General features: G+C 43.9%; 15 protein-coding genes and 1 tRNA gene. 5 read left to right on the top strand and 11 right to left on the bottom strand.

Features of this window, described 5'->3' with window-relative positions:
* Positions 1 to 101 precede the first annotated feature (101 nt).
* The gene (locus BN3282_RS03425; RefSeq protein WP_059066708.1) at positions 102 to 1,925 is read right to left on the bottom strand and encodes a CocE/NonD family hydrolase; all 1,824 of its coding nucleotides are present in this window, start codon (positions 1,923 to 1,925) and stop codon (positions 102 to 104) included.
* A 113-nt stretch (positions 1,926 to 2,038) separates the two neighbouring features.
* On the bottom strand, positions 2,039 to 3,427 hold the full coding sequence (locus BN3282_RS03420) for an APC family permease (RefSeq protein WP_059066707.1): 1,389 nt from the start codon (positions 3,425 to 3,427) through the stop codon (positions 2,039 to 2,041).
* Positions 3,428 to 3,770: 343 nt separating this feature from the next.
* Between BN3282_RS03420 and BN3282_RS03415 the strand changes: the two genes are divergently transcribed.
* Positions 3,771 to 4,505, top strand: coding sequence for a Crp/Fnr family transcriptional regulator (locus BN3282_RS03415; protein WP_059066706.1), 735 nt, complete (start codon positions 3,771 to 3,773; stop codon positions 4,503 to 4,505).
* A 101-nt stretch (positions 4,506 to 4,606) separates the two neighbouring features.
* A complete protein-coding gene (locus tag BN3282_RS03410; protein WP_059066705.1) occupies positions 4,607 to 6,451 on the top strand; it encodes a CocE/NonD family hydrolase in 1,845 nt (614 codons plus the stop codon).
* A 56-nt stretch (positions 6,452 to 6,507) separates the two neighbouring features.
* On the opposite strand, the gene BN3282_RS03405 is transcribed toward BN3282_RS03410, so the two are convergent.
* Complete coding sequence (locus BN3282_RS03405; protein WP_059066881.1) at positions 6,508 to 8,622, bottom strand: glutamine synthetase III family protein; 2,115 nt, start codon at positions 8,620 to 8,622, stop codon at positions 6,508 to 6,510.
* A gap of 165 nt (positions 8,623 to 8,787) precedes the next feature.
* Complete coding sequence (fba, locus tag BN3282_RS03400) at positions 8,788 to 9,651, bottom strand: class II fructose-1,6-bisphosphate aldolase (RefSeq protein ID WP_059066880.1); 864 nt, start codon at positions 9,649 to 9,651, stop codon at positions 8,788 to 8,790.
* A gap of 247 nt (positions 9,652 to 9,898) precedes the next feature.
* Between fba and BN3282_RS03395 the strand changes: the two genes are divergently transcribed.
* Positions 9,899 to 9,970 (top strand) — tRNA-Glu (locus tag BN3282_RS03395).
* A gap of 202 nt (positions 9,971 to 10,172) precedes the next feature.
* Here BN3282_RS03395 and BN3282_RS03390 read toward each other — a convergent pair.
* From BN3282_RS03390 to murB, 5 genes are all read right to left on the bottom strand, one after another.
* Positions 10,173 to 11,093 (bottom strand): diacylglycerol/lipid kinase family protein, encoded by a 921-nt coding sequence (locus tag BN3282_RS03390; protein WP_059066879.1) that lies wholly within the window; start codon positions 11,091 to 11,093, stop codon positions 10,173 to 10,175.
* 88 nt (positions 11,094 to 11,181) lie between these two features.
* A complete protein-coding gene (locus BN3282_RS03385) occupies positions 11,182 to 11,442 on the bottom strand; it encodes an HPr family phosphocarrier protein (RefSeq protein ID WP_059066704.1) in 261 nt (86 codons plus the stop codon).
* Positions 11,439 to 12,398 (bottom strand): DNA-binding protein WhiA, encoded by a 960-nt coding sequence (whiA, locus tag BN3282_RS03380; protein ID WP_059066703.1) that lies wholly within the window; start codon positions 12,396 to 12,398, stop codon positions 11,439 to 11,441. Before whiA ends, BN3282_RS03385 begins: the two co-directional genes overlap by 4 nt.
* A gap of 2 nt (positions 12,399 to 12,400) precedes the next feature.
* A complete protein-coding gene (gene rapZ, locus BN3282_RS03375) occupies positions 12,401 to 13,279 on the bottom strand; it encodes an RNase adapter RapZ (RefSeq protein ID WP_059066702.1) in 879 nt (292 codons plus the stop codon).
* 2 nt (positions 13,280 to 13,281) lie between these two features.
* On the bottom strand, positions 13,282 to 14,199 hold the full coding sequence (murB, locus tag BN3282_RS03370; RefSeq protein WP_059066878.1) for a UDP-N-acetylmuramate dehydrogenase: 918 nt from the start codon (positions 14,197 to 14,199) through the stop codon (positions 13,282 to 13,284).
* A gap of 199 nt (positions 14,200 to 14,398) precedes the next feature.
* On the opposite strand from murB, the gene BN3282_RS03365 reads away from it, so the two are divergent.
* Together BN3282_RS03365 and BN3282_RS03360 are read left to right on the top strand one after the other, a co-directional pair.
* Entirely contained in the window at positions 14,399 to 15,715 is a 1,317-nt protein-coding gene (locus BN3282_RS03365; protein ID WP_059066701.1) for an HlyC/CorC family transporter, read from the top strand.
* A 77-nt stretch (positions 15,716 to 15,792) separates the two neighbouring features.
* A complete protein-coding gene (locus BN3282_RS03360) occupies positions 15,793 to 16,557 on the top strand; it encodes an N-acetylmuramoyl-L-alanine amidase (RefSeq protein WP_059066700.1) in 765 nt (254 codons plus the stop codon).
* A gap of 137 nt (positions 16,558 to 16,694) precedes the next feature.
* Here BN3282_RS03360 and BN3282_RS03355 read toward each other — a convergent pair whose 3' ends face one another.
* Both BN3282_RS03355 and BN3282_RS03350 read right to left on the bottom strand, forming a co-directional pair.
* Positions 16,695 to 19,277, bottom strand: a complete 2,583-nt coding sequence (locus BN3282_RS03355) for an FAD-dependent oxidoreductase (protein WP_059066699.1) — start codon at positions 19,275 to 19,277, stop codon at positions 16,695 to 16,697.
* A 21-nt stretch (positions 19,278 to 19,298) separates the two neighbouring features.
* Positions 19,299 to 19,655: a DUF134 domain-containing protein gene (locus BN3282_RS03350; RefSeq protein WP_059066698.1), complete on the bottom strand. Its 357-nt coding sequence runs from the start codon at positions 19,653 to 19,655 to the stop codon at positions 19,299 to 19,301.
* Between the last annotated feature and the right edge of the window lie 129 nt (positions 19,656 to 19,784).

The raw sequence follows: 19,784 nt of genomic DNA, 5'->3' as shown, positions 1-19,784 counted from the left end.
TGTCTTTTACCTTCCTGACCAGTCAATATCCCTTTTCTTCTATCTTTTTTACATCTCTTTGCTATATCTTTTTACTTTATCTCTTACGCTTCCGCACTGTCCTATTCATCTTCTATTTCGATTTCATAGTCATCCTCAAACGACTGTACCCATTTTTCTGAATCTGTGTATGGAACGAGCGGCAGCAGCAAATAAGACGGATGATTATTGTCACGATAGATCTTATAAGATGTCGTTGTATTTGTAGGAATGACATTCATATTTCCTACTTTTCCCGTCCAGGACTCTGTATGGCACGCATTCGGGCACTGACTTGTGATCTCCAGTTCCAGCCAATGTCCTGCCGGGATCACCATAGAAGTCGGATTCATCTCGATGACATACTCGCGGATCTCTCCCGGTGTAACCGGAATAGATACACTGTTATCATGTACCGGGCGTCCGATCTGACTCTTTTCTTCATCCATTGGATGAGAAGCACGCAGAGCGCCGTAACGAAGAAGCGGCATTCTCGTACCGTCAGGCAGCACGTCAAACAAGCTGCATACAAAGTTTGCATCTTCCGCGTCGATAGACGCCCACAAATGAAGTTCGATCGGTCCTGTGATTTCCTTTGCTTGTGGGAACCTGGAAGATTTATATATGATCTTATTGACCTCTGTGGAGATCGACGGCGGCAGATGGGTAAATCCATCCGGCGGCAGATCTTTATCCGGTTCTCTGTCCCAACGCAGACGGTTGAAGGAACGCAGATACATCTTCTTCCATTCTGTTCTTGCCAGAGGCCATTCGTCCTCATAACGTGTGCCGGCATTGAGAACACTGAATTTATATTTAGGTTCATCCATGATCCCTGTATCCACGCCTTTGAGCCAATGATCGTACCACCTCAAGCATTCTTCATTCAGTGCGCGGTACGGCAATTCCAGTCCATCATATCCTTCCAATACTCCCAGACGCTTCGGCACATCCAGTCGGTCGTCATTCATAGCTGAAAAGATCGGCGGACTCCATCTTCCAAGCGGTGACCATGCGCAGTGCAGATATACCGGTACCTTTACCTTATCATACATCTGATTTGCAGAACGCTGCTTCCAATACTCATCATCCAGCGGATGGAGCAGATAGTCCAGATAGAATGTATGATATGTAGGCGGCCACGTGGTCAAGATCTTCGTAAAATAAGAATTGACCGCGATATCTGGATCTTTCAGACGTTCTTCCATCATCTCTTTTGTCTTTTCCTCGCCATACATCTTCAGCGTCCACGGCACAGGCTTATTAGACGGACAAAGTTCCCAGTATATGCTCATGTAGGTAGAGGGAACACCTCCGTAATACCCATGCTGATAGTAATCGTCCACAAACGAGCACGGCATGATACATTTCAAATGTGGCGGCTGCTGTGCTGCCGCAAGAATTTGACAGATACCAAAGTAGGAGTAGCCGACCATACCCACATTGCTGTCGCACCAGTCCTGTACTGCCGCCCACTCGATCAGGTCATAAATGTCTTTGTGTTCCTGCGGATTATAAACACCGTAGAATTCTCCTTCACTCTTGCCGATCCCTCTTGGATCCGGAATGATATATGCATATCCGCGTTTCACAAAATACTCTATATCTCCTGCCTCCAGGCTGTGATCAAAAAGTAAAGACTCCGGCGGGATCGCTCCACGTTTGATCCCCTGCATTTCTTTGCTGTAAGCCGACCAACTTACCAAAGCCGGAACCGGGCCTGCTCCTTTGGGCAGATATACATCTACGCAAAGGCGGACTCCGTCTCTAAGTGTCATCCACACATCAGAATGTACTTCCACTTCATACTTTGGACGAGAGAGCTTATCAAGATTCTTCACGTATCTTTTGTCCCAATAATTAGGCAGCGTATCAATGCCCAGAACTTCCGTCAATCTTTTTTTCATTTCCGTTTACCTCCTTGTCTATTCTATTGTTATCATAAAAGAAATAGGTGTGCAGCGTTGTCACATACACACCATTTTCAAAATTTATTTTTCTATTTCACACTGCTTCCTGTTTATTTTACAGCCTTTACTCCCAGCTGTTCTTTGGCAGCCTCTTCTAATTTTTCCCATGGCTCATACGTTTCTTTCATTCGTTTGAAGATATCATACCCTTCTTTTTTCTGCACATAGCTTCTTCGTGCCAGTGTATAAACGATCGCCACTGCATAATAGCAAATCATCATGATCCAATTGTGCGGCGCCATCTGGAACAACACATAATATCCAAGGACTACTGACATGACAGCAGCTGCCGCCGTCAAAATACAGTTGAGGACATGGGGTGTCTTAATATAAGCTGCTTTGTACGCATTCGGATAATATTTTGGCAGCATGAAGACACTTAAAAATGTGATCGGTAAAAGAAGCAGCCCTGGAATCGTCGTTACTTTTACCACGTCATCCAGATTGAAACCGCCGATGATCATCGCCATTGCCAAAATAGAATTCAGCCACAGTGACCATGCCGGCGCTCCATGTTTGTTGTTCTCGCAAATTTTCTGCGGGAATAGACCGTCTCTGGCAGCCGCAAAGTTGATACGAGAGAACATCATCATAGCGGAGTTGATACTCGTCACGATCGCCAGCAGGGCGCCTCCTGCGATAAAGAATACCCATACTGCCGGACTCATGAATTTATCTGCCACCGTCGCCAGGTTATCGATCTCGTAGAAGTTCGGTTCCACACCGACTGTTATGTAAGCGATCAGCGCATATACAACTGCTACTACCAATGTACTTACCAGATAAGCGATCGGCACGTTCTTTCCCGGATTCTCAATTTCCTCCGCAGAGTAGTACAATACGTTCGCCCCGATCAAACTGCCGTGCATGATTCCCATAGCTGCCCACAAAGCGCTCAGCTGTACCGTAGACGTGATCACTTCCCCTAGAGATACGACCGTCGCTCCCCAGCCGCCTAAGACATACACTGCAAGCGCTACTAAAAGCACTGCCACGCAAATATCCTGGACGGTAGAAGAAATCTTGATCCCATAGCAGGAAATGATAGTGAAAAGGACAATACAGGCACATGCCGCCAGCCATTCAGGACACGCCGGGACCAGCATACAGAAATAGGTAGAAAAAGTCAGCGCCATTGTGCCGATCTTCAAAACTCCCACAGCCAATTCATTGAAAGCGTCCCAGGTTCCCATGACCGGATGTACCATACGGGTCAGATACATGTAAGAACCACCATTTGCCGGAAGAGCAGAAACAAGGAGCATTTCCGGGATACTGCGTAGGAATACAAACAGCGCCGCGCAAATGAATCCAATAACAATGCCATTCCCACCGACGATCTTGATGGCGATCGGTGTCGATGCAAATACACTGGCACCAATAATACTTCCAACCCCCATCAGAATACATGACATGAGTTTCATTTTCTGTTTTTTCATCCCATTACCTCTTTTCTGTCAGATTTTTTATGGCATTATTATAAATATTTTAAAAGCCCCCTTCTGTCACTCAAGTTACATTTTCACTACTTTGCATAATTTTATTTTTCATCCTTCAATTTTTCTGTGCATTTTATAATAGTATTATCTCAGAAAGATTACATAAATTGTAATTTTTCTTTAATTCTATATTCTTTTGTGATAGAATTTTATAAATTATACCTCATCTGGCGTCCCCTATAAAGCATGTATTGCGCGGATACCCGGATGGATATATCTTATCAGGCAAATCATGCCTGTAAATATTGCTAGAACTATTGATCATCTAGAAAGGAAGGATAACATGGCAACAACTCAAAACTCACTCAAATTGAATGAACTTTCTAAAGAACAGCAGGAAATTTTCCCTATCCTGAAATCTACGGCCCTTTTCCGAGAGCTCACTATGCACCAGCTGATCGAACTGACCTCCCACTGTAAGGTCCTCACAAAAAAGAAAGGGGAAGCGATCTATTATATCGGCGACAGTTCCGCCCACCTTTATATCATCCAGTCGGGATATGTTATGGAATCGGTTTTCTATGGAAGCAGCGCAGATGTGATCGTGAAAGTGCGAAATGATGGGGAATATTTCGGTGAAATGGGAATGCTTTGCGATAAACCCTATCCCAATACGGCTCTGGCACTGGAAGACTGCCGTTTGATCTCGCTTCCCAAAACTTGGTTCTTAAAAACCGTCTGGGACAACGCTTCTGTTTGCCGTGTCATCATCCAGGAATTGATCGACCGCCTCCTAAATTCCGCGCAGCATATGGTCAACGCCATGTATCTGGATGCTCCGGGACGTCTGGCCTCCATCATCGTCAATCTGACGACCAACAGCAGCCAAAAGAATATGACGATCCGCATCACCCAGAGTTCCCTTGCAGCTTCGTCCGGTATGGCACGCCAGACTGCCGCAAAGATTTTAGGGAACTGGCGCAAAGAAAATATTATCCAGACCGAACGCGGACACTTAAAAGTCCTGGATTTCAACCGACTTCTGGATATTATTTTGGACAGCGAACTGAATATCTGATTTTATTTTTTCAGAAATTTTTCTCTTGTGTCACATTATAGACAGACTTTATATACTATTTTCCGATATACTGGGTTTATCAAAACATAGGAGGTACGATTATGAACCAAGAACAATTCTATGAAGAGACCGGTCTGGAAAAAGTTCCTGTATATTGGGACAGACGTTACACCAAGAATCTTGATAAACTCTCCAAACCGGTCTATACCGTAAAACTAGAAGAAAACGTAGAAGTCATCCTGCGAGACGGCACAAAAACATATGTGGACGTATACCATCCGGCAGAGATCGAAAAAGCGCCTTCTCTCATTGCATATTCCGCCTACGGCAAGAAAATGCAGCGCATGCGCCACGGCTCTTTGCCGGGAACATCCAACTATTTTGACCATAGTCTGGAAGCTGGCGATATTGATTTCTTTGTACAAAGGGGATATACCTATATCATTCCCGACGGACGCGGTATCGGACGCAGCGAAGGCGAATATCTGGGCGTATATAATCCGCAGGAACAGGAAGATGTTTATGACTATGTAGAATGGGCAGGTACAGAATGTCCATGGAGCACCGAAAAAGTAGCCCTTGCCGGTTATTCTTATTTTGGGATCATCCAGGCGCTTACTGCTGCTTTGCAGCCTCCGCATCTAGTATGTATCATGCCTCTTAGCTATACGGATGATTATTACCAGCATGGCTATTACGGCGGTGTCGCAGATACGTATATGAACATGTATTGGGAACTGTGTCCGGCAAATAATCCTGTTACCTGGACCAGCAAAATGATGTCTGAAGAAGAAATGAAAGAACGGATTGAAGAAGTACAAAAAGATCCAGATATTGCCATCAACACATATTTCAACAAAATGTTCAACGTATGGCCTCCAAAATATCATACTTTCTATCTGGACTACCTGCTGCATCCACAAGAAGATGATTTCTGGCGCCCACGTTCTATGAAATATAAGTATGACAAAATCAAGGTGCCTGTATACTTTAAGTGCGGATGGGCTCCTAACGGACGTTGGTCAGCTCCTGTATTTAATGCCATGAACTCCAAAGAACTAAACGTATACAAACGCTGCGGCGTCATGGAAGGATATAATGGCATGGAACTGCCTTATCGCTTCATGAACGAGGAACAGCTTCGCTGGTATGATTACTGGATGAAAGGTATCGATACCGGTATTGTAGACGAACCTCCGATGAAATTAAATATTATCGGACGTGGTTATCGTTACGAACACGAATATCCACTGGCAAGAACACACTGGAAAAAACTTTATCTGCATACATTCGGCAACCTGCGCTGGGAACCTGTCGTGGAAGGCAGTCTGCCGCCGGACAGTTTTACACACCGTCCTCCTCACATTACTACAGAGGTGGAAAAACTGACTTACCGTACAGACCGCTTCAACCGTCCGACAGAATTCACCGGACCGATCGAGCTCCATCTATGGGCAGCAATCGACAGCAGCGACGCCAACTTCATCGTAAAACTGCACCAGATCACCCCCGGCGGAACCCGCCTTCCTGTATGCCGCACCGGATCTCTGAAAGCAAGTTATCCGCTTGATAAAGAAAAGAGTCAGATCGGCCGCCCGGTACATGACTATACAAAGAGAATCCCTGTGACCCCAGGCGAAATCCGCGAGTACGTTATCGAGATCAATCCGATTGGTATGGTATTCCCGGCAGGCTCTGCGATTGAACTGGAAATCAAAGCCATGGACAACTTCGAGCCTCAATCCGGTGCATGGCAGGCTAAAATGGATCACCTTGGACCAATCCCAAGCGCAAATACGATCAATTACAAGATTTACCGTGACAAGGATTACCCTTCCTACATATTGATGCCTTATATTCCCGAAACGCCAGGAGAACTCTGGCTGCAGCCTATCGTGGACGATGATATCATCGTCGGAGGAAGCGGAAAAGGCAGCACTCACTAACTTTCTTACAGAAAAAGGAGCCGTACATATGTACAGCTCCCTTTTTCTGTATTTCTCTACACTTCAAAAAGCAGATCTCCATAAGACGGCATAGGCCACGCTTCTTTATCAACGATCATCTCCAGTTTATCCACCGGCGTACGCAGATTTTCCATAGCAGGAACAACCGTATAATAGAAAAATTTTGCTTCTTCCGGTCCTTCTTCTTTTTCCCCGGCTTCTCGGACCACATTCTCCAGTCCTCTCAGCGCTTCTCTTGTCTCTTTTAAAAGTTCCGACACTTCTTTCAGACAATCTAACTGCACGCTTGCGTCCGCTCCTGCCGCTGTCACTGCATTAACCGTATCTGCCAGTTCCTTCGTATATTTCATGACCGCGGGAATAAACTGCTTTCTTGCCATGTCGATCATAGTACGCGCTTCGATATTGATTGCCTTTGCGTAAGATTCGTACTGGATTTCCGCCCGGGACTCTAATTCTGCCTTTGTAAACACGCCAAACTTCTCAAACAAAGCGACTGCTTTATCAGAGACCATAGCCGGGATCGCCTCAACCATAGAACGGATATTATGCAGGCCTCTCTTTTCCGCTTCTTCCACCCACGCTTCAGAATAACCGTCCCCATTAAAGATAATCCTCTGATTCTCTGTCGCATATTTCTTGATCAAATCATGTACCGCAAGTTGGAAATCTTCTGCCTGTTCCAACTCATCACAGGCTTCGGAAAACGCCTCTGCGACAATTGTGTTCAATACAATATTAGAAGAAGCGATAGAATCCCTTGAACCAACCATGCGGAATTCAAATTTATTTCCTGTAAAAGCAAACGGAGACGTACGGTTTCTATCTGTAGCATCCTTTACCAATTCCGGCAATGTCCTAACTCCTGTTTCCAGCCTCTCACCTTTTATACTATGTGTTGCCTCTCCTGTACTGATCAGCTGATCTATGACATCTTCTAACTGTTCTCCAAGAAAAACAGAAATAATCGCCGGAGGTGCTTCATTTGCTCCCAGCCTGTGATCATTCCCCGGATCCGCCGCAGATTCACGCAGCAGGTCTGCATGTCGGTTTACCGCTTTTAAAATGCAGGTCAAGATCAGCAGAAATTGGATATTTTCATGGGGTGTCTTCCCAGGATCCAACATATTAATACCGTCATCTGTTATGATCGACCAGTTATTATGTTTTCCCGAGCCGTTCACCCCTGCAAAAGGCTTCTCATGAAGCAGACACTTCATTCCGTGCTGGCTTGCCACACGTTTTAACGTCTGCATAACGATCTGATTGTGGTCTACCGCAATATTTGCCTCTGTATAGATCGGAGCCAATTCGTGCTGCGCCGGCGCCACTTCATTATGCTGTGTCTTAGAAGATACGCCTACTTTCCACAGTTCAATATTCACATCCCGCATAAATGAAGCAATCCGCTGACGTATAGTGCCGAAATAATGATCGTCCAACTCCTGCCCTTTAGGCGGCATAGCTCCAAACAAGGTGCGTCCTGTATAGATCAGATCTTTTCTCTGGAGAAATTTCTTCGCATTTACCAAAAAATATTCCTGCTCCGCCCCTACAGACGGCGTCACTTTCTTGGACGTCGTGTTTCCAAAAAGTCTAAGAAGCCTTAATGCCTGCCCATTGATCGCTTCCATAGAACGCAGAAGCGGCGTCTTCTGATCCAGCGCTTCTCCTGTATAAGAACAAAATGCCGTTGGAATACAAAGAGTAGCTCCTGCGGCATCCTGTCTGACGAATGCCGGAGAGGTACAGTCCCATGCTGTATAGCCTCTGGCTTCAAATGTAGCCCTCAGCCCTCCTGAAGGAAAAGAAGAAGCATCTGGTTCCCCTTTGATCAACTCTTTACCAGAGAAACTCATTAAGATCTTCCCGCTGGGAAGAGGTGCGGAAATAAAAGAATCATGCTTTTCCGCCGTCACACCTGTCAGCGGCAAAAACCAATGCGTATAGTGTGTCGCGCCCTTTTCTATTGCCCATTCTTTCATTTCGTGCGCGATTACATCCGCTGTCTCAAGATCTAATTCTTTTCCCTCTTGAATCGTATTCTTCAGATTCTTGTAAACTTTTTTAGGCAGCCGTTCCTGCATCACAGTATCATTAAATACATTTTCTCCAAAAATGTCGGCTACATTGAACTTTTCTGTGTTCATAGTTTTTCCCTTTCTCCATGTTTTTTCACAACAAAGCAGAAAAAAGGGCACTCCAACCATGCTGGAACGCCCCTGTCACATCTGCGTATGTTAGTATAACGCAAGCGCCGAAAAAAGGCAAGTAAATCTTTCATTTTTTGACACTATTTTCTTCCTGCTCTGGCATTACGCCTTTCCTACAGAACCGAATAATTCCATCTTCTCTTTCACTGTCTGCATAATTGCCTCTGTACCAGGCTTCAGTAATTTTCTCGGGTCAAAACCTTTGCCCTCCAGATCTTTTCCTGCCTCTACATATTTCCTTGTAGCTGCCGCAAAAGACAGCTGACATTCTGTATTTACATTGATCTTTGCGACGCCAAGCCCGATTGCTTTCTTAATCATATCTTCCGGTATCCCTGTACCGCCATGAAGAACCAGAGGCATATCCCCTGTCAGCTGCTGGATCGCGTCCAGAGTATCAAAGCTTAATCCTTCCCAATTCTCTGGGTATTTTCCATGAATGTTCCCTATTCCCGCAGCCAGAAAATCGATTCCCAGGTCTGCGATCATTTTACATTCCTGCGGATCAGCACATTCACCTCTGCCAATCACACCGTCTTCCTCTCCGCCGATAGAACCAACCTCTGCTTCAATAGACATATGATTTTCGTGCGCGATCTTAACAAGTTCTTTCGTCTTTTCTACATTTTCTTCGATTGGATAGTGAGAACCGTCAAACATAATAGATGAGAAGCCTGCTTCTACACATTTCATACATCCTTCATAGCTGCCGTGATCTAAGTGCAGCGCTACCGGAACTGTGATGCCCAGTTCTTCTATCATTCCATTTACCATTCCAACCACTGTCTTATAGCCTGTCATATATTTACCTGCACCCTCTGAAACCCCCAGGATAACCGGTGAGTTACATTCCTGTGCTGTCAGCAGGATAGCTTTTGTCCACTCCAGATTATTAATGTTAAACTGTCCTACTGCATAATGTCCTGCTTTTGCTTTCTGAAGCATTTCTGTTGCTGATACTAACATATTCTCTTCCTCCAATTCTGTCTTTACTCCTATTAACGGGCTGACAATAAGTTTTAAATCTGTTCTCATTATATCCCATCATACTCTAAAAAACAATCCATAAATCCAGGGCATAAAAAAGACATTAAAAATCTTGCAAATAAAAAAATAAAAAGCAAAAAAGTTCTTGCATAATCCAGAAGTTTATAGTATAATAAAATTCGCTTGTGAAAGATTGATTCATTTTCACACAGCTAAAATTTCATATGGCTCCATGGTCAAGCGGTTAAGACGCTAGCCTCTCACGCTGGAATCAGGGGTTCGATTCCCCTTGGAGTCACTTTTCATACATGCCAAAAAGCTGTCAACCACACGGTTTTTTGGCATTTTCTTTTTTCTTTAAAATTCTAAGGTAATCAAAAAGGTAATCAAATATGAAATAGGAGCAGCGATTTTTCTGCATGGTTGCCAATCCATATCATGGAATGCATGCTGTTCTTTCGCGCTCCCATTTTCCCTGAATATTTAAGACTCCTGGCAGATCACTGTGCATCCACAGATAAATTGGAGACCATGTTGTCCCTCACCATGATCTGCAGCCCTTGCTTTTTATTTTTCACAATAACTTTATCGTGTTCGCCGCCAAACTCCCCGTCCAAAGTCCAGGGAATCTCTTCAAGCGACTCAAACTGTACATTGCCTGACTTGAAAGAATACATATGTTTTGAATCTATCTGTTTAATAAGAAGAGACGCTACAATCTCATTTAGTTCTATCGGATTCTTAGGCATCTTGATCAGTGTAACTTCAAATTCTCCGTCATCAAAAACAATATCACGCCCTACAATTCCTTTGAATCCTCCTACAGAGCGTGAATTCGTCACCATTCCGAAGATGAATTCATCTTCTATCACTCCGTCTTCATATGTCACCTTGATCTGATAAGAAGGAATATTAAACAGCCTTTTTGCTCCTTCCAGCACGTAGGCAAGATGTCCCAGCACATTCTTCATACTCTGTTTCGTCTCATAAGAAACATCCGTAAACAGACCGAATGCCGCAATATAGATGAAATAATCGTCATTAAACACACCCACATCACATGAAAAAGGCACACCATTCACCGCTGTATCTGCCGCTTCTAATATATTTCTTGATATATGAAGGCTATTGGCAAAATCATTTGTCGTCCCCGTCGGGATATACCCTATAGGTACCTGCTTTTCTCGGAATAACATTCCTGTTACCACTTCGTCTAAAGTTCCATCCCCTCCGCTGCATACGACAAGGTCATATTCTTCTTCATAACTTTTCATCTTTGCCAAAGCATCATGATACCTCTGCGTAGGATAGACAGTGACTTCATACCCTCCCTTTACAAAAATATCTAACACATCTGATAGCTTGGGCTTTAGAAGTCCTGTGCCCGCATTTGGATTATAGATAAATAACATTTTCTTCATCCCTGTATCCCTCCCGTCTGTCTTTTTTATTATAAAAGAGGCTGTACAAAAGTACAACCTCCTTTTACTTTCCTGTATTATAAACTGCTTATTGTTTCACTTTGGTAAAAAATGTTTTGATTCCTTCAGCAGCTTTTTTTTCATCATCACCTTCTGTTACAACTGTAAGTTCTTCCCCTTCTGCAAGACTCAGACTCATCATTCCCATAATACTCTTTGCATTGATCTTCTTGCCATTTACCATAATATGTATCTGACTTACGTACTGGCTTGCCTCCTGTACCAACAATGCAATCGGTCTCCCGTCAAGACCTTTGCTGTGCCTTACTACGACTGGTGTTTTAATCATAATAATCCTCCTTGTTCTTGCCTTACCTTTTCTGCCAGTTCGCTTAATTTTCTAAGCCTGTGATTCACCCCTGATTTTCCGACAGGGGGAGACAGGAGCTCTCCCAACTCCTTCAACGTTGCATCCGGATATGTAAGGCGGGCAAGTGCAACCTCTTCTAATCCTTCAGACAACTTTTCAAAACCGATCGTCTCCTTAAGATATGTAATATCTTCCGCTTGCTTTACTGCGGCAGATACGGTTTTGTTGATATTGGCAGTTTCACAATTTACCTTCCGATTTACAGAGTTTCTCATCTCTTTGAGTATTCGGACATTTTCCAGTTCCATCAAAGCGACATGCGCCTCCATAATATTCAGGATATCTACTATCTGTGCCCCTTCTTTCAGATATACGATATAGGATTTCTTGCGGCGGACGATCTTAGCATCCATAGAGAAACCACATATCAATTCCCGAAGCTTCTGTGCCATCTTCTCCGAAGGACATACCATTTCCAAATGATAAGATTTCTCCGGATCACTCATAGAGCCTGCTGCCAAAAACGCGCCTCTGATATATGCACGCCTGCAACATATCTGCTTTACGACAAGAGGATTGACCGGTTGGATCTCTTCTAGTCCCAAATGACTCTCATCCAGCATTTTTGCCGCTTGGAGAATACGCAGTGCTTCTTCATGACGTTTTACAATAACAGAATATGAAACACTGTGTTTCACAATATTTCTTCGGATAGAGATATCAGTCTTTATATTAAATGTTTTTTCTATTAATGTAAAGACCTTTCTTGCAACAACTAGATTTTCCGTATGGATTTTTATACTGTACTGATTGAAACCATTGACGACAACCGTCCCGCATAATTCTAATATAGCCGCAATTTCTGCTATCTGGCAGTGCCTCGCCGTACTAATTTTCTTTCCAATCTCGTCCTTCACCTTACCAGAAAATGACATCTTTATTTCCTCTTTCTCAAAGCATCTTTTTCAATATCCCTATGCTCGATCCGAATCCCATAATTCTCCTCCGGCTCAAGTATATGGTACAGTGCGTTCGCAAGCGTCACGCTGCGGTGTTTTCCTCCTGTACAGCCAATTGCCACAACAAGTTGATTTTTCCCCTCCAAGATATAATTGGGTATCAAAAACTCCATCATATCTTTTAATTTTGCCAGAAAAATCCTTCCTTTGTCATTTTCCATCACATAGTCCTGCACTTCCGGATCATTTCCGGTCTTGGCTTTTAGTTCTTCTATATAATATGGATTTGGCAAAAACCTGACGTCAAACACAAGATCTGCATCCTGCGGAACCCCGTATTTAAAACCAAAAGACATAATCGTAATATACAGATTTTTGAAGTTTTTCCCTTCCACAAATATTTTTTCCAATTCAAGACGCAGTTCCCGGGTAAGCATCTTACTTGTATCCAGTATATACGTCGCCTTCATTTTTAAGAACGCGATTTTTTCACGTTCCCTTGCGATTCCCTTATCTATCCTGCCGGAACCGCTCAAAGGATGCTGCCTTCTCGTCTCTTTATACCGCTTCACAAGAACGTCGTCTTTCGCGTCTAAAAAAAGAATCTCATATTTGATCCCCATTCCGTCAATCTGCCGCAGACTTTCTTCCAGACCCAAGAAATCCTGTCCCCCTCTGATATCGATCCCCAAAGCGGTTTTTCGTATCTTTGTGTCAGGCTCGGCAAGCATCTCTGCAAATTTTTTCATCAACAGTATGGGGAGATTGTCTACGCAGAAATACCCCATATCTTCCAGCATTTTTAATGCCGTTGATTTTCCTGCCCCCGACATCCCTGTTACGATCACAAATCGCATTTTTAAAACTCTCCTATCCTCTTTACTTCCGGCTCCAGACGTACACCGGAACTTTTCTCCACTCGTTCGATCACCTGCTCCATCAGTTCTGTCACCTCAGCCGCCGTCGCGCTGCCTCTGTTGATCACAAAACCACAGTGCTTCTCTGACACCTGCGCATCTCCGACTCTAAAGCCTCTAAGCCCCGCCTCTTCGATCAGTTTTCCTGCAAAATACCCTTCAGGGCGCTTAAAAGTGCTTCCCGCGCTTCCATATTCCAAAGGCTGCTTTGTAACCCGCCTTGACCTTAATTCTTCCATCTTCATCTGTATCGTCTCTTTATCACCTGGTTCTAATTCCAATACGGCGCTTAGAACAAGATATCCATTTTTCGAAAAAATGCTGGTACGATATCCCATATCCATCTGCTCAATGGACAGGGAAAGACTATGCCCCTCTTGATCCAGTACTTTCGCGCTTTTCAATACTTGTTTCATTTCCCCGCCATAGGCTCCTGCATTCATCATCAAAGCACCGCCTAATGTTCCTGGAATACCAGAAGCAAATTCAAAGCCTGTCAGCCCTGCTTCCAAGGCTTTCGCCGCTATTTTCGACAAAAGTGCTCCTGCCTGTGCATACACTTGTTTACCACTTGTTTCCACACCGTTCATTCTTTTGAATATTTGAAGCACAACTCCCCGATAGCCCTTGTCTCCTACGAGAAGATTACTGCCGTTTCCCATGATATAAAAAGGAATCTTATACTGTCTGCACAGCAAAAGTACTCTCTCGATTTCTTCTTCTCCTGTCGGTGTAATAAAATAGTCTGCCGGTCCGCCGATCTTAAAAGTTGTATGTCGGCTCATCGGCTCATCTTTAAGTACATTTTCTATTCCGGTTATATTGCATAATTCTTTATAAAAATCCATTTTTCGCTCCATTTCATATATCTTTTCCTTTTCATCATACAACAACCTTCTCTTAAAGTAAAGGCAGCTGTTCTCTTCTTGCGCTCCTCCCTGCCGGCCCCTAAGATGTCCTCTTTAATTTCTTGCAAATTATTGAGAAATAGTGTATATTGAAAGAGTATATCTACAATTTTATTTTTATTATTTATACCAAAAGGAGTGAACAACAGTATTGGACTCGAGTGACAGTATACAATTTATCATATTGATGATTCTTCTTGCGCTATCTGCTTTCTTTTCTTCTGCGGAGACTGCATTGATGACTGTAAATAAAATGAAGATGCGTTATCTTTCTGAGCAGGGAAACAAACGCGCAAAACTCGTTTTAGACATTACAGAAAATCATACGTCTAAAATGTTAAGCGCTATTTTGATCGGAAACAACATCGTCAATCTTTCCGCTTCTTCTTTATCCGCAATGATCGCCTATGATTTCGGCGGATATATGGTCAGTATCGCCACTGCTGTCTTAACTTTTGCAGTCCTTGTTTTTGGCGAAATAACACCGAAAAACTTCGCAACGATCCATGCAGACAAAGTCTCTCTGCTGTATATACCTGTGATCCATATTTTCATGACGATCATGACTCCCGTTATCTTCGTCATCAATCTTTTCGCAAATGCTATCCTTTTCTTGCTGCGGGTAGATCCAAATGCTCGCAATACAACCATGACAGAAGATGAGCTTCGTACGATCGTAGACGTAAGCCATGAGGACGGCGTGATCGAATCTGAAGAAAAAGAAATGATCTACAACGTGTTTGATCTAGGCGACGCCAAGGCAAAGGATGTCATGATCCCACGGGTACAGATCATATTCGCAGATGTAAACAGCACCTATAAAGAATTGATCGAAATATTCCGGGAAAATAAGTTTACCCGTCTGCCTATCTATGAAGAAACAACTGACAATGTCATCGGAACGATCAACATGAAAGATCTGCTTTTATTTGACAGCGATAAATTGGATTCTTTCCATGTGCGTGATATTCTTCGAGAAGCGTATTTTACCTATGAATATAAAAATATTTCCGAACTTCTCGTAGAAATGAGAGATGCTTCTTTTAATATCGCCATCGTTTTGGACGAATATGGGGAAACAGCCGGACTGATCACACTGGAGGACATACTGGAAGAGATTGTCGGTGAGATCCATGATGAATATGATGAAAACGAGGAAGATTTTATCAAAAAGATAAATGATCGGGAATATATCATTGAAGGTTCTGTCAGCCTGGATGACGTTAATGACGAATTAGATCTTAATCTTGAATCAGAGGATTATGATTCTCTTGGCGGCTTCATTATTGAACACCTAGATCGTCTTCCGGAATTAGGCGATAAAGTTACTACACAGAACGGGCTTCGTCTTATTGTGGAAAAATTAGATAAAAATCGTGTTGAGAGTGTGCATGTATATCTTCCTGAAGAAATGCAGGAAGAAAATGAACTTCCGGAAAAAAGCAGTAAAAAGTCCGAAACTCCTTAATTCTATACAGGGAATATACACACCTATACCACCCCTCCCGCATATGCTGATAGAAAGGATATGCAGGAGGGGTTTTTATGCCTTATTCCATTATGCTGGACGCCGGACATGGAGGACGAGATCCGGGCGCAGTCTACGAGGGCAGACAAGAAAAAGACGATACTTTGCAGCTTACATTAGCCATCGGAGAAATACTGCAAAATCACGATATTGATGTAGAATATACGCGTACGACAGATATATATGAATCTCCTTATGAAAAAGCCATGGAAGCAAACAATGCCGGCGTAAATTTTTTTGTCTCTATACATCGAAATTCCTATCCCACTGACAACACTGTTTCCGGAGTAGAAACGCTTGTCTATGATAAATCCGGCATCAAATTAAAGATGGCAGAAGATATAAACGAACAGCTGGAAGCGATTGGCTTTGTAAACCTCGGGGTAAAGGAACGTCCCGGACTTGTTGTACTTAGAAGGACGAAAATGCCTGCCGTACTTGTAGAAGTAGGTTTTCTCAATTCTGATACAGACAATACACTTTTTGACAACAATTTTAACGATATTGCACAGGCAATCGCCGCAGGAATACTAGATACGCTGGAAGTAGAACATGATATTTTACCTTCAGGCTATACTGTACAGACAGGGGCTTTCCGCAATCCGAACTATGCGGCACGTCTCGAAAATGAACTCAAGGAACAAAACTTTCCTGCGGTCACTATACAAGAGGATGGACTCTATCGTGTCTTTGTCGGAAGCTATCCTCTACTGGACGATGCCGCCGAAATGGAACGCAGGCTAAAACGAGCCGGATACCAGACTCTCATTGTGAGCAGTTGATCCTACGTACCTATCATGCAGCAGCTGCCGAATGAAAAGGAACAGCTCATACCCTGTGTTTACATGCAAGCATGACACATGGCATGAGCTGTTCTTTTCGCACTGCTTGTTGCTTCGTTCAATTTCTATTTATTCTTCTAGCAGGTTGCTCCACCTTTCATGTGTTTCTGTGCCGCTATGTTTTCTGCCTTTCTCTCCAGCAGTCCGTTATCAAGGAGCTGCTCCTGTACGTCAGCAAACCCTAATCTTGCTACTGTGTCCGCAAAACGTTCCCCTGTGATTCCCTGTTCGCGGAACAAAAGAATCGCTTTTTCTACGACGGCGAGCACCTCTTCTTTATCTGTAAATATCTTGTCCAGATATCTCCCCTGTGCCACTTTCTTGCCCCAACGGCCACCGATATAGATCCGGTATCCAGTAATAGAATCTTCCACAGCCTTAAACGGACATTTTCCTACGCAGCGGCCGCAATGATTACATGCATTCTCGTCAATCGTGATTTTTCCATCTTCCATTTTCGCAGTCTGAATCGGACAGACTTTCTCTATCTGACACACTTTACAACCACGACATTTTTCCAGGCTGATCTGTGGTATTTTCTGTCCAATGATACCCAGGTCGTTTAAATCTGGTTTTACACAATTATTTGGGCACCCTCCCACTGCAATCTTAAATTTGTGAGGAAGTTTGACTGTATTGTAACCATGATAAAATCTTTCATGGATTTCTTCTGACAGAGCAAACGTATCGATCAGACCATACTGGCAAGTCGTTCCTTTACAGGACACGACCGGACGCACTTTTGATCCTGTTCCTCCTGTCTCCAGCCCTGCCTGCATCAGATATTCACGCAGCGGTTCGATATTTTCGAACGGCACGCCCTGAATCTCCATAGTCAGACGAGAAGTCATGGTCACCTCTCCGCTTCCGAACATTTCAGCCGCCTCCGCGATCGTCCGGGCCTCTTCTGCCGTGATCTTTCCATTTCTTGTAATGACACGTCCGTTAAATTTATCCGGCGTTCTCTTATCGTGCAGAAAACCGAGAGCTTTTACTCTTGTGATCTCCTCCGCGGATATTTTTTCCCCTGCCACATTTACCTTTACATCATTAAAAAACGTTGCGCCTTCCAGTACCACTGTATTTTTATAACCATAATACCGCATTCTGTTCTGCAGAAAATATCCTCTTTTTCCTCTCGCACATACAAGCAGTATGTTTTCTTCTTTATCCAGCCCCGGAATTTCTCCATTTACAGAAGAAAGTTCTACATGCATAGCGCCCCGGATAGTAGGAGCAGGGCTGACATCCACTACTTTATACCCTTCTGCCTTTCCTTCCAAATACTCTGCGGGAGTCATGCTGACCAGAGATCCATTTAATTTATTTGCAAGTACATACACGGCCTGTACAAACGGATGGATCGCTGTAGAAAAAGGCGGAGCATATGCGAAATCGGCGTTTTCAAAATCTTCTAATACAGCGCCCATGTTCAGCCCCATCACCGCAATATCTACCATCTTGTCTACAGCGCCGGGTCCCAGTACCTGAATGCCCAGCAATTTATGGCTTGTTCTGTCTGCAATGATCTTTGTGATAAAAAAAGCTGCATCCGGATAATAATGCGCTTTATCATCTGTCGGGACCAGTGCTGTGATCACATCGTATCCTGCTGCTTTTGCCTGTGCTTCTGTCAGACCGGTACGTCCGCAGTTCAAATGCGGTAATTTCACAACTCCTGTCCCCAAAACTCCTGGATACCTCTTTTCCCCTCCTGCCAGTATCTGTGCCAACGTTCTGCCTTCCATATTGGCAGAGGATCCCATAGGCGACCACTGTGCTTTCTTGGTAATACGGTTTGTTACCATAGCGCAGTCGCCCACGGCATAAATATCCTCTACACTTGTTTTCAAGGAGGAATCCACCTTAATAGTCCCCTTGAACATCTCGATACCGGTTCCCTCTACAAATTCTGTATTTGGCCGGATCCCGGCTGCCATTACGACCATTTCACACTTCCATGTACCCGCGGATGTCCGGATCCCACTGACTGCTTCATTGCCAAGGATCTCTTCTCCCTTTGTTCCCGTGATCACACGGATCCCTTCTTTTAAAAGATGCTTCTTGATATATAAAGCAATCTCATGATCTACAATATTAGGAAGCAGCTGATCCGCAAAATCAATGACAGTTACATCAATTCCTTTTGCATGCAGATTTTCTGCCACTTCCAGACCTATAAAGCCAGCTCCCACAACCACTGCTTTCTTAACGCCTTTTTCCTCTGCATAGGCACGCATCGCAACTGCGTCATCCGGCGTACGCATCTTAAATACCCCTGGAAGATCTTTCCCCGGAATCGGAAGGACCGCCGGGGATGCCCCTGTCGCGATCACCAGGCGATCGTATGTATATTCCTTTTCTTCACCCGACTTCACATCTCTTGCCGTTACTTTTTTCCCGCCGGCATTGACAGCAATGACTTCTTTTCCCGTTTCCACAGAAACACCTGTCAATCCTGCATATTTCTGGGGTGTATTGACGATCAGTTCCTCTCTGTCTTCGATCAGACCTCCTACATAATACGGCAGACCACATCCCGCATAAGAAATATCTGCATCTTTCGTCAATACAAGTACTTCCATACTGCGGTCTTCTCGTTTTAATTTTGCCGCCGTCTTTGTCCCCGCAGCGACACCGCCAATGATCAACACTTTCATATACTGCTTTCCTCGCTTTCTTTATTTTACCTGGTTTTCCTCCGTCCTATGACAACAATGCTTTACATGTGCACATTCCGGCTTAAACGATGGACATACGATGACATCGCCGCCTCCGATCACGATTTTTTTACCGTTTACAAGTGCATCCGCCATCTTTTGGCGCGCTTCATCATAGATCCGGGTCACAGTAGGCCGAGATACATCCATTTTTCTTGCGCACTGCTCCTGCGTCAAATGTTCATGATCTAACAGTCGGATCGCCTCATACTCATCAAACCCTATACGAACAGTTTCCACAACTCCTCCTCTTACAGGAAGGAATTCTGTCACACCGGGTTTGGAACAGATACACCTGCACTTCTGTGGTCTTGCCATCGTATTCACCTCCTTTGTATCTAAAGTATAGCACTTTATGAACATATGTCAATATCTCATCTCTGTACCGCACCTTATACAAGTACGTATATACTTTTCTCCTTTAATTGCAGCATTTTTTCCTGTATC

Origin of the sequence: Mediterraneibacter massiliensis (assembly GCF_001487105.1) — a bacterium.
GTDB classification, from domain to species: Bacteria; Bacillota; Clostridia; order Lachnospirales; family Lachnospiraceae; genus Mediterraneibacter; species Mediterraneibacter massiliensis.
This window is presented reverse-complemented; position numbering and strand designations above follow the sequence as displayed.

What these genes read in the sequence shown, in the direction of transcription:
- BN3282_RS03425 (WP_059066708.1), bottom strand. Translation starts at nt 1,925, where the DNA reads ATGAAAAAAAGATTGACGGAAGTTCTGGGCATTGATACGCTGCCTAAT.
- BN3282_RS03420 (WP_059066707.1), bottom strand. Translation starts at nt 3,427, where the DNA reads ATGAAAAAACAGAAAATGAAACTCATGTCATGTATTCTGATGGGGGTT.
- BN3282_RS03415 (WP_059066706.1), top strand. Translation starts at nt 3,771, where the DNA reads ATGGCAACAACTCAAAACTCACTCAAATTGAATGAACTTTCTAAAGAA.
- BN3282_RS03410 (WP_059066705.1), top strand. Translation starts at nt 4,607, where the DNA reads ATGAACCAAGAACAATTCTATGAAGAGACCGGTCTGGAAAAAGTTCCT.
- BN3282_RS03405 (WP_059066881.1), bottom strand. Translation starts at nt 8,622, where the DNA reads ATGAACACAGAAAAGTTCAATGTAGCCGACATTTTTGGAGAAAATGTA.
- fba (WP_059066880.1), bottom strand. Translation starts at nt 9,651, where the DNA reads ATGTTAGTATCAGCAACAGAAATGCTTCAGAAAGCAAAAGCAGGACAT.
- BN3282_RS03390 (WP_059066879.1), bottom strand. Translation starts at nt 11,093, where the DNA reads ATGAAGAAAATGTTATTTATCTATAATCCAAATGCGGGCACAGGACTT.
- BN3282_RS03385 (WP_059066704.1), bottom strand. Translation starts at nt 11,442, where the DNA reads ATGATTAAAACACCAGTCGTAGTAAGGCACAGCAAAGGTCTTGACGGG.
- whiA (WP_059066703.1), bottom strand. Translation starts at nt 12,398, where the DNA reads ATGTCATTTTCTGGTAAGGTGAAGGACGAGATTGGAAAGAAAATTAGT.
- rapZ (WP_059066702.1), bottom strand. Translation starts at nt 13,279, where the DNA reads ATGCGATTTGTGATCGTAACAGGGATGTCGGGGGCAGGAAAATCAACG.
- murB (WP_059066878.1), bottom strand. Translation starts at nt 14,199, where the DNA reads ATGGAGCGAAAAATGGATTTTTATAAAGAATTATGCAATATAACCGGA.
- BN3282_RS03360 (WP_059066700.1), top strand. Translation starts at nt 15,793, where the DNA reads ATGCCTTATTCCATTATGCTGGACGCCGGACATGGAGGACGAGATCCG.
- BN3282_RS03355 (WP_059066699.1), bottom strand. Translation starts at nt 19,277, where the DNA reads ATGAAAGTGTTGATCATTGGCGGTGTCGCTGCGGGGACAAAGACGGCG.
- BN3282_RS03350 (WP_059066698.1), bottom strand. Translation starts at nt 19,655, where the DNA reads ATGGCAAGACCACAGAAGTGCAGGTGTATCTGTTCCAAACCCGGTGTG.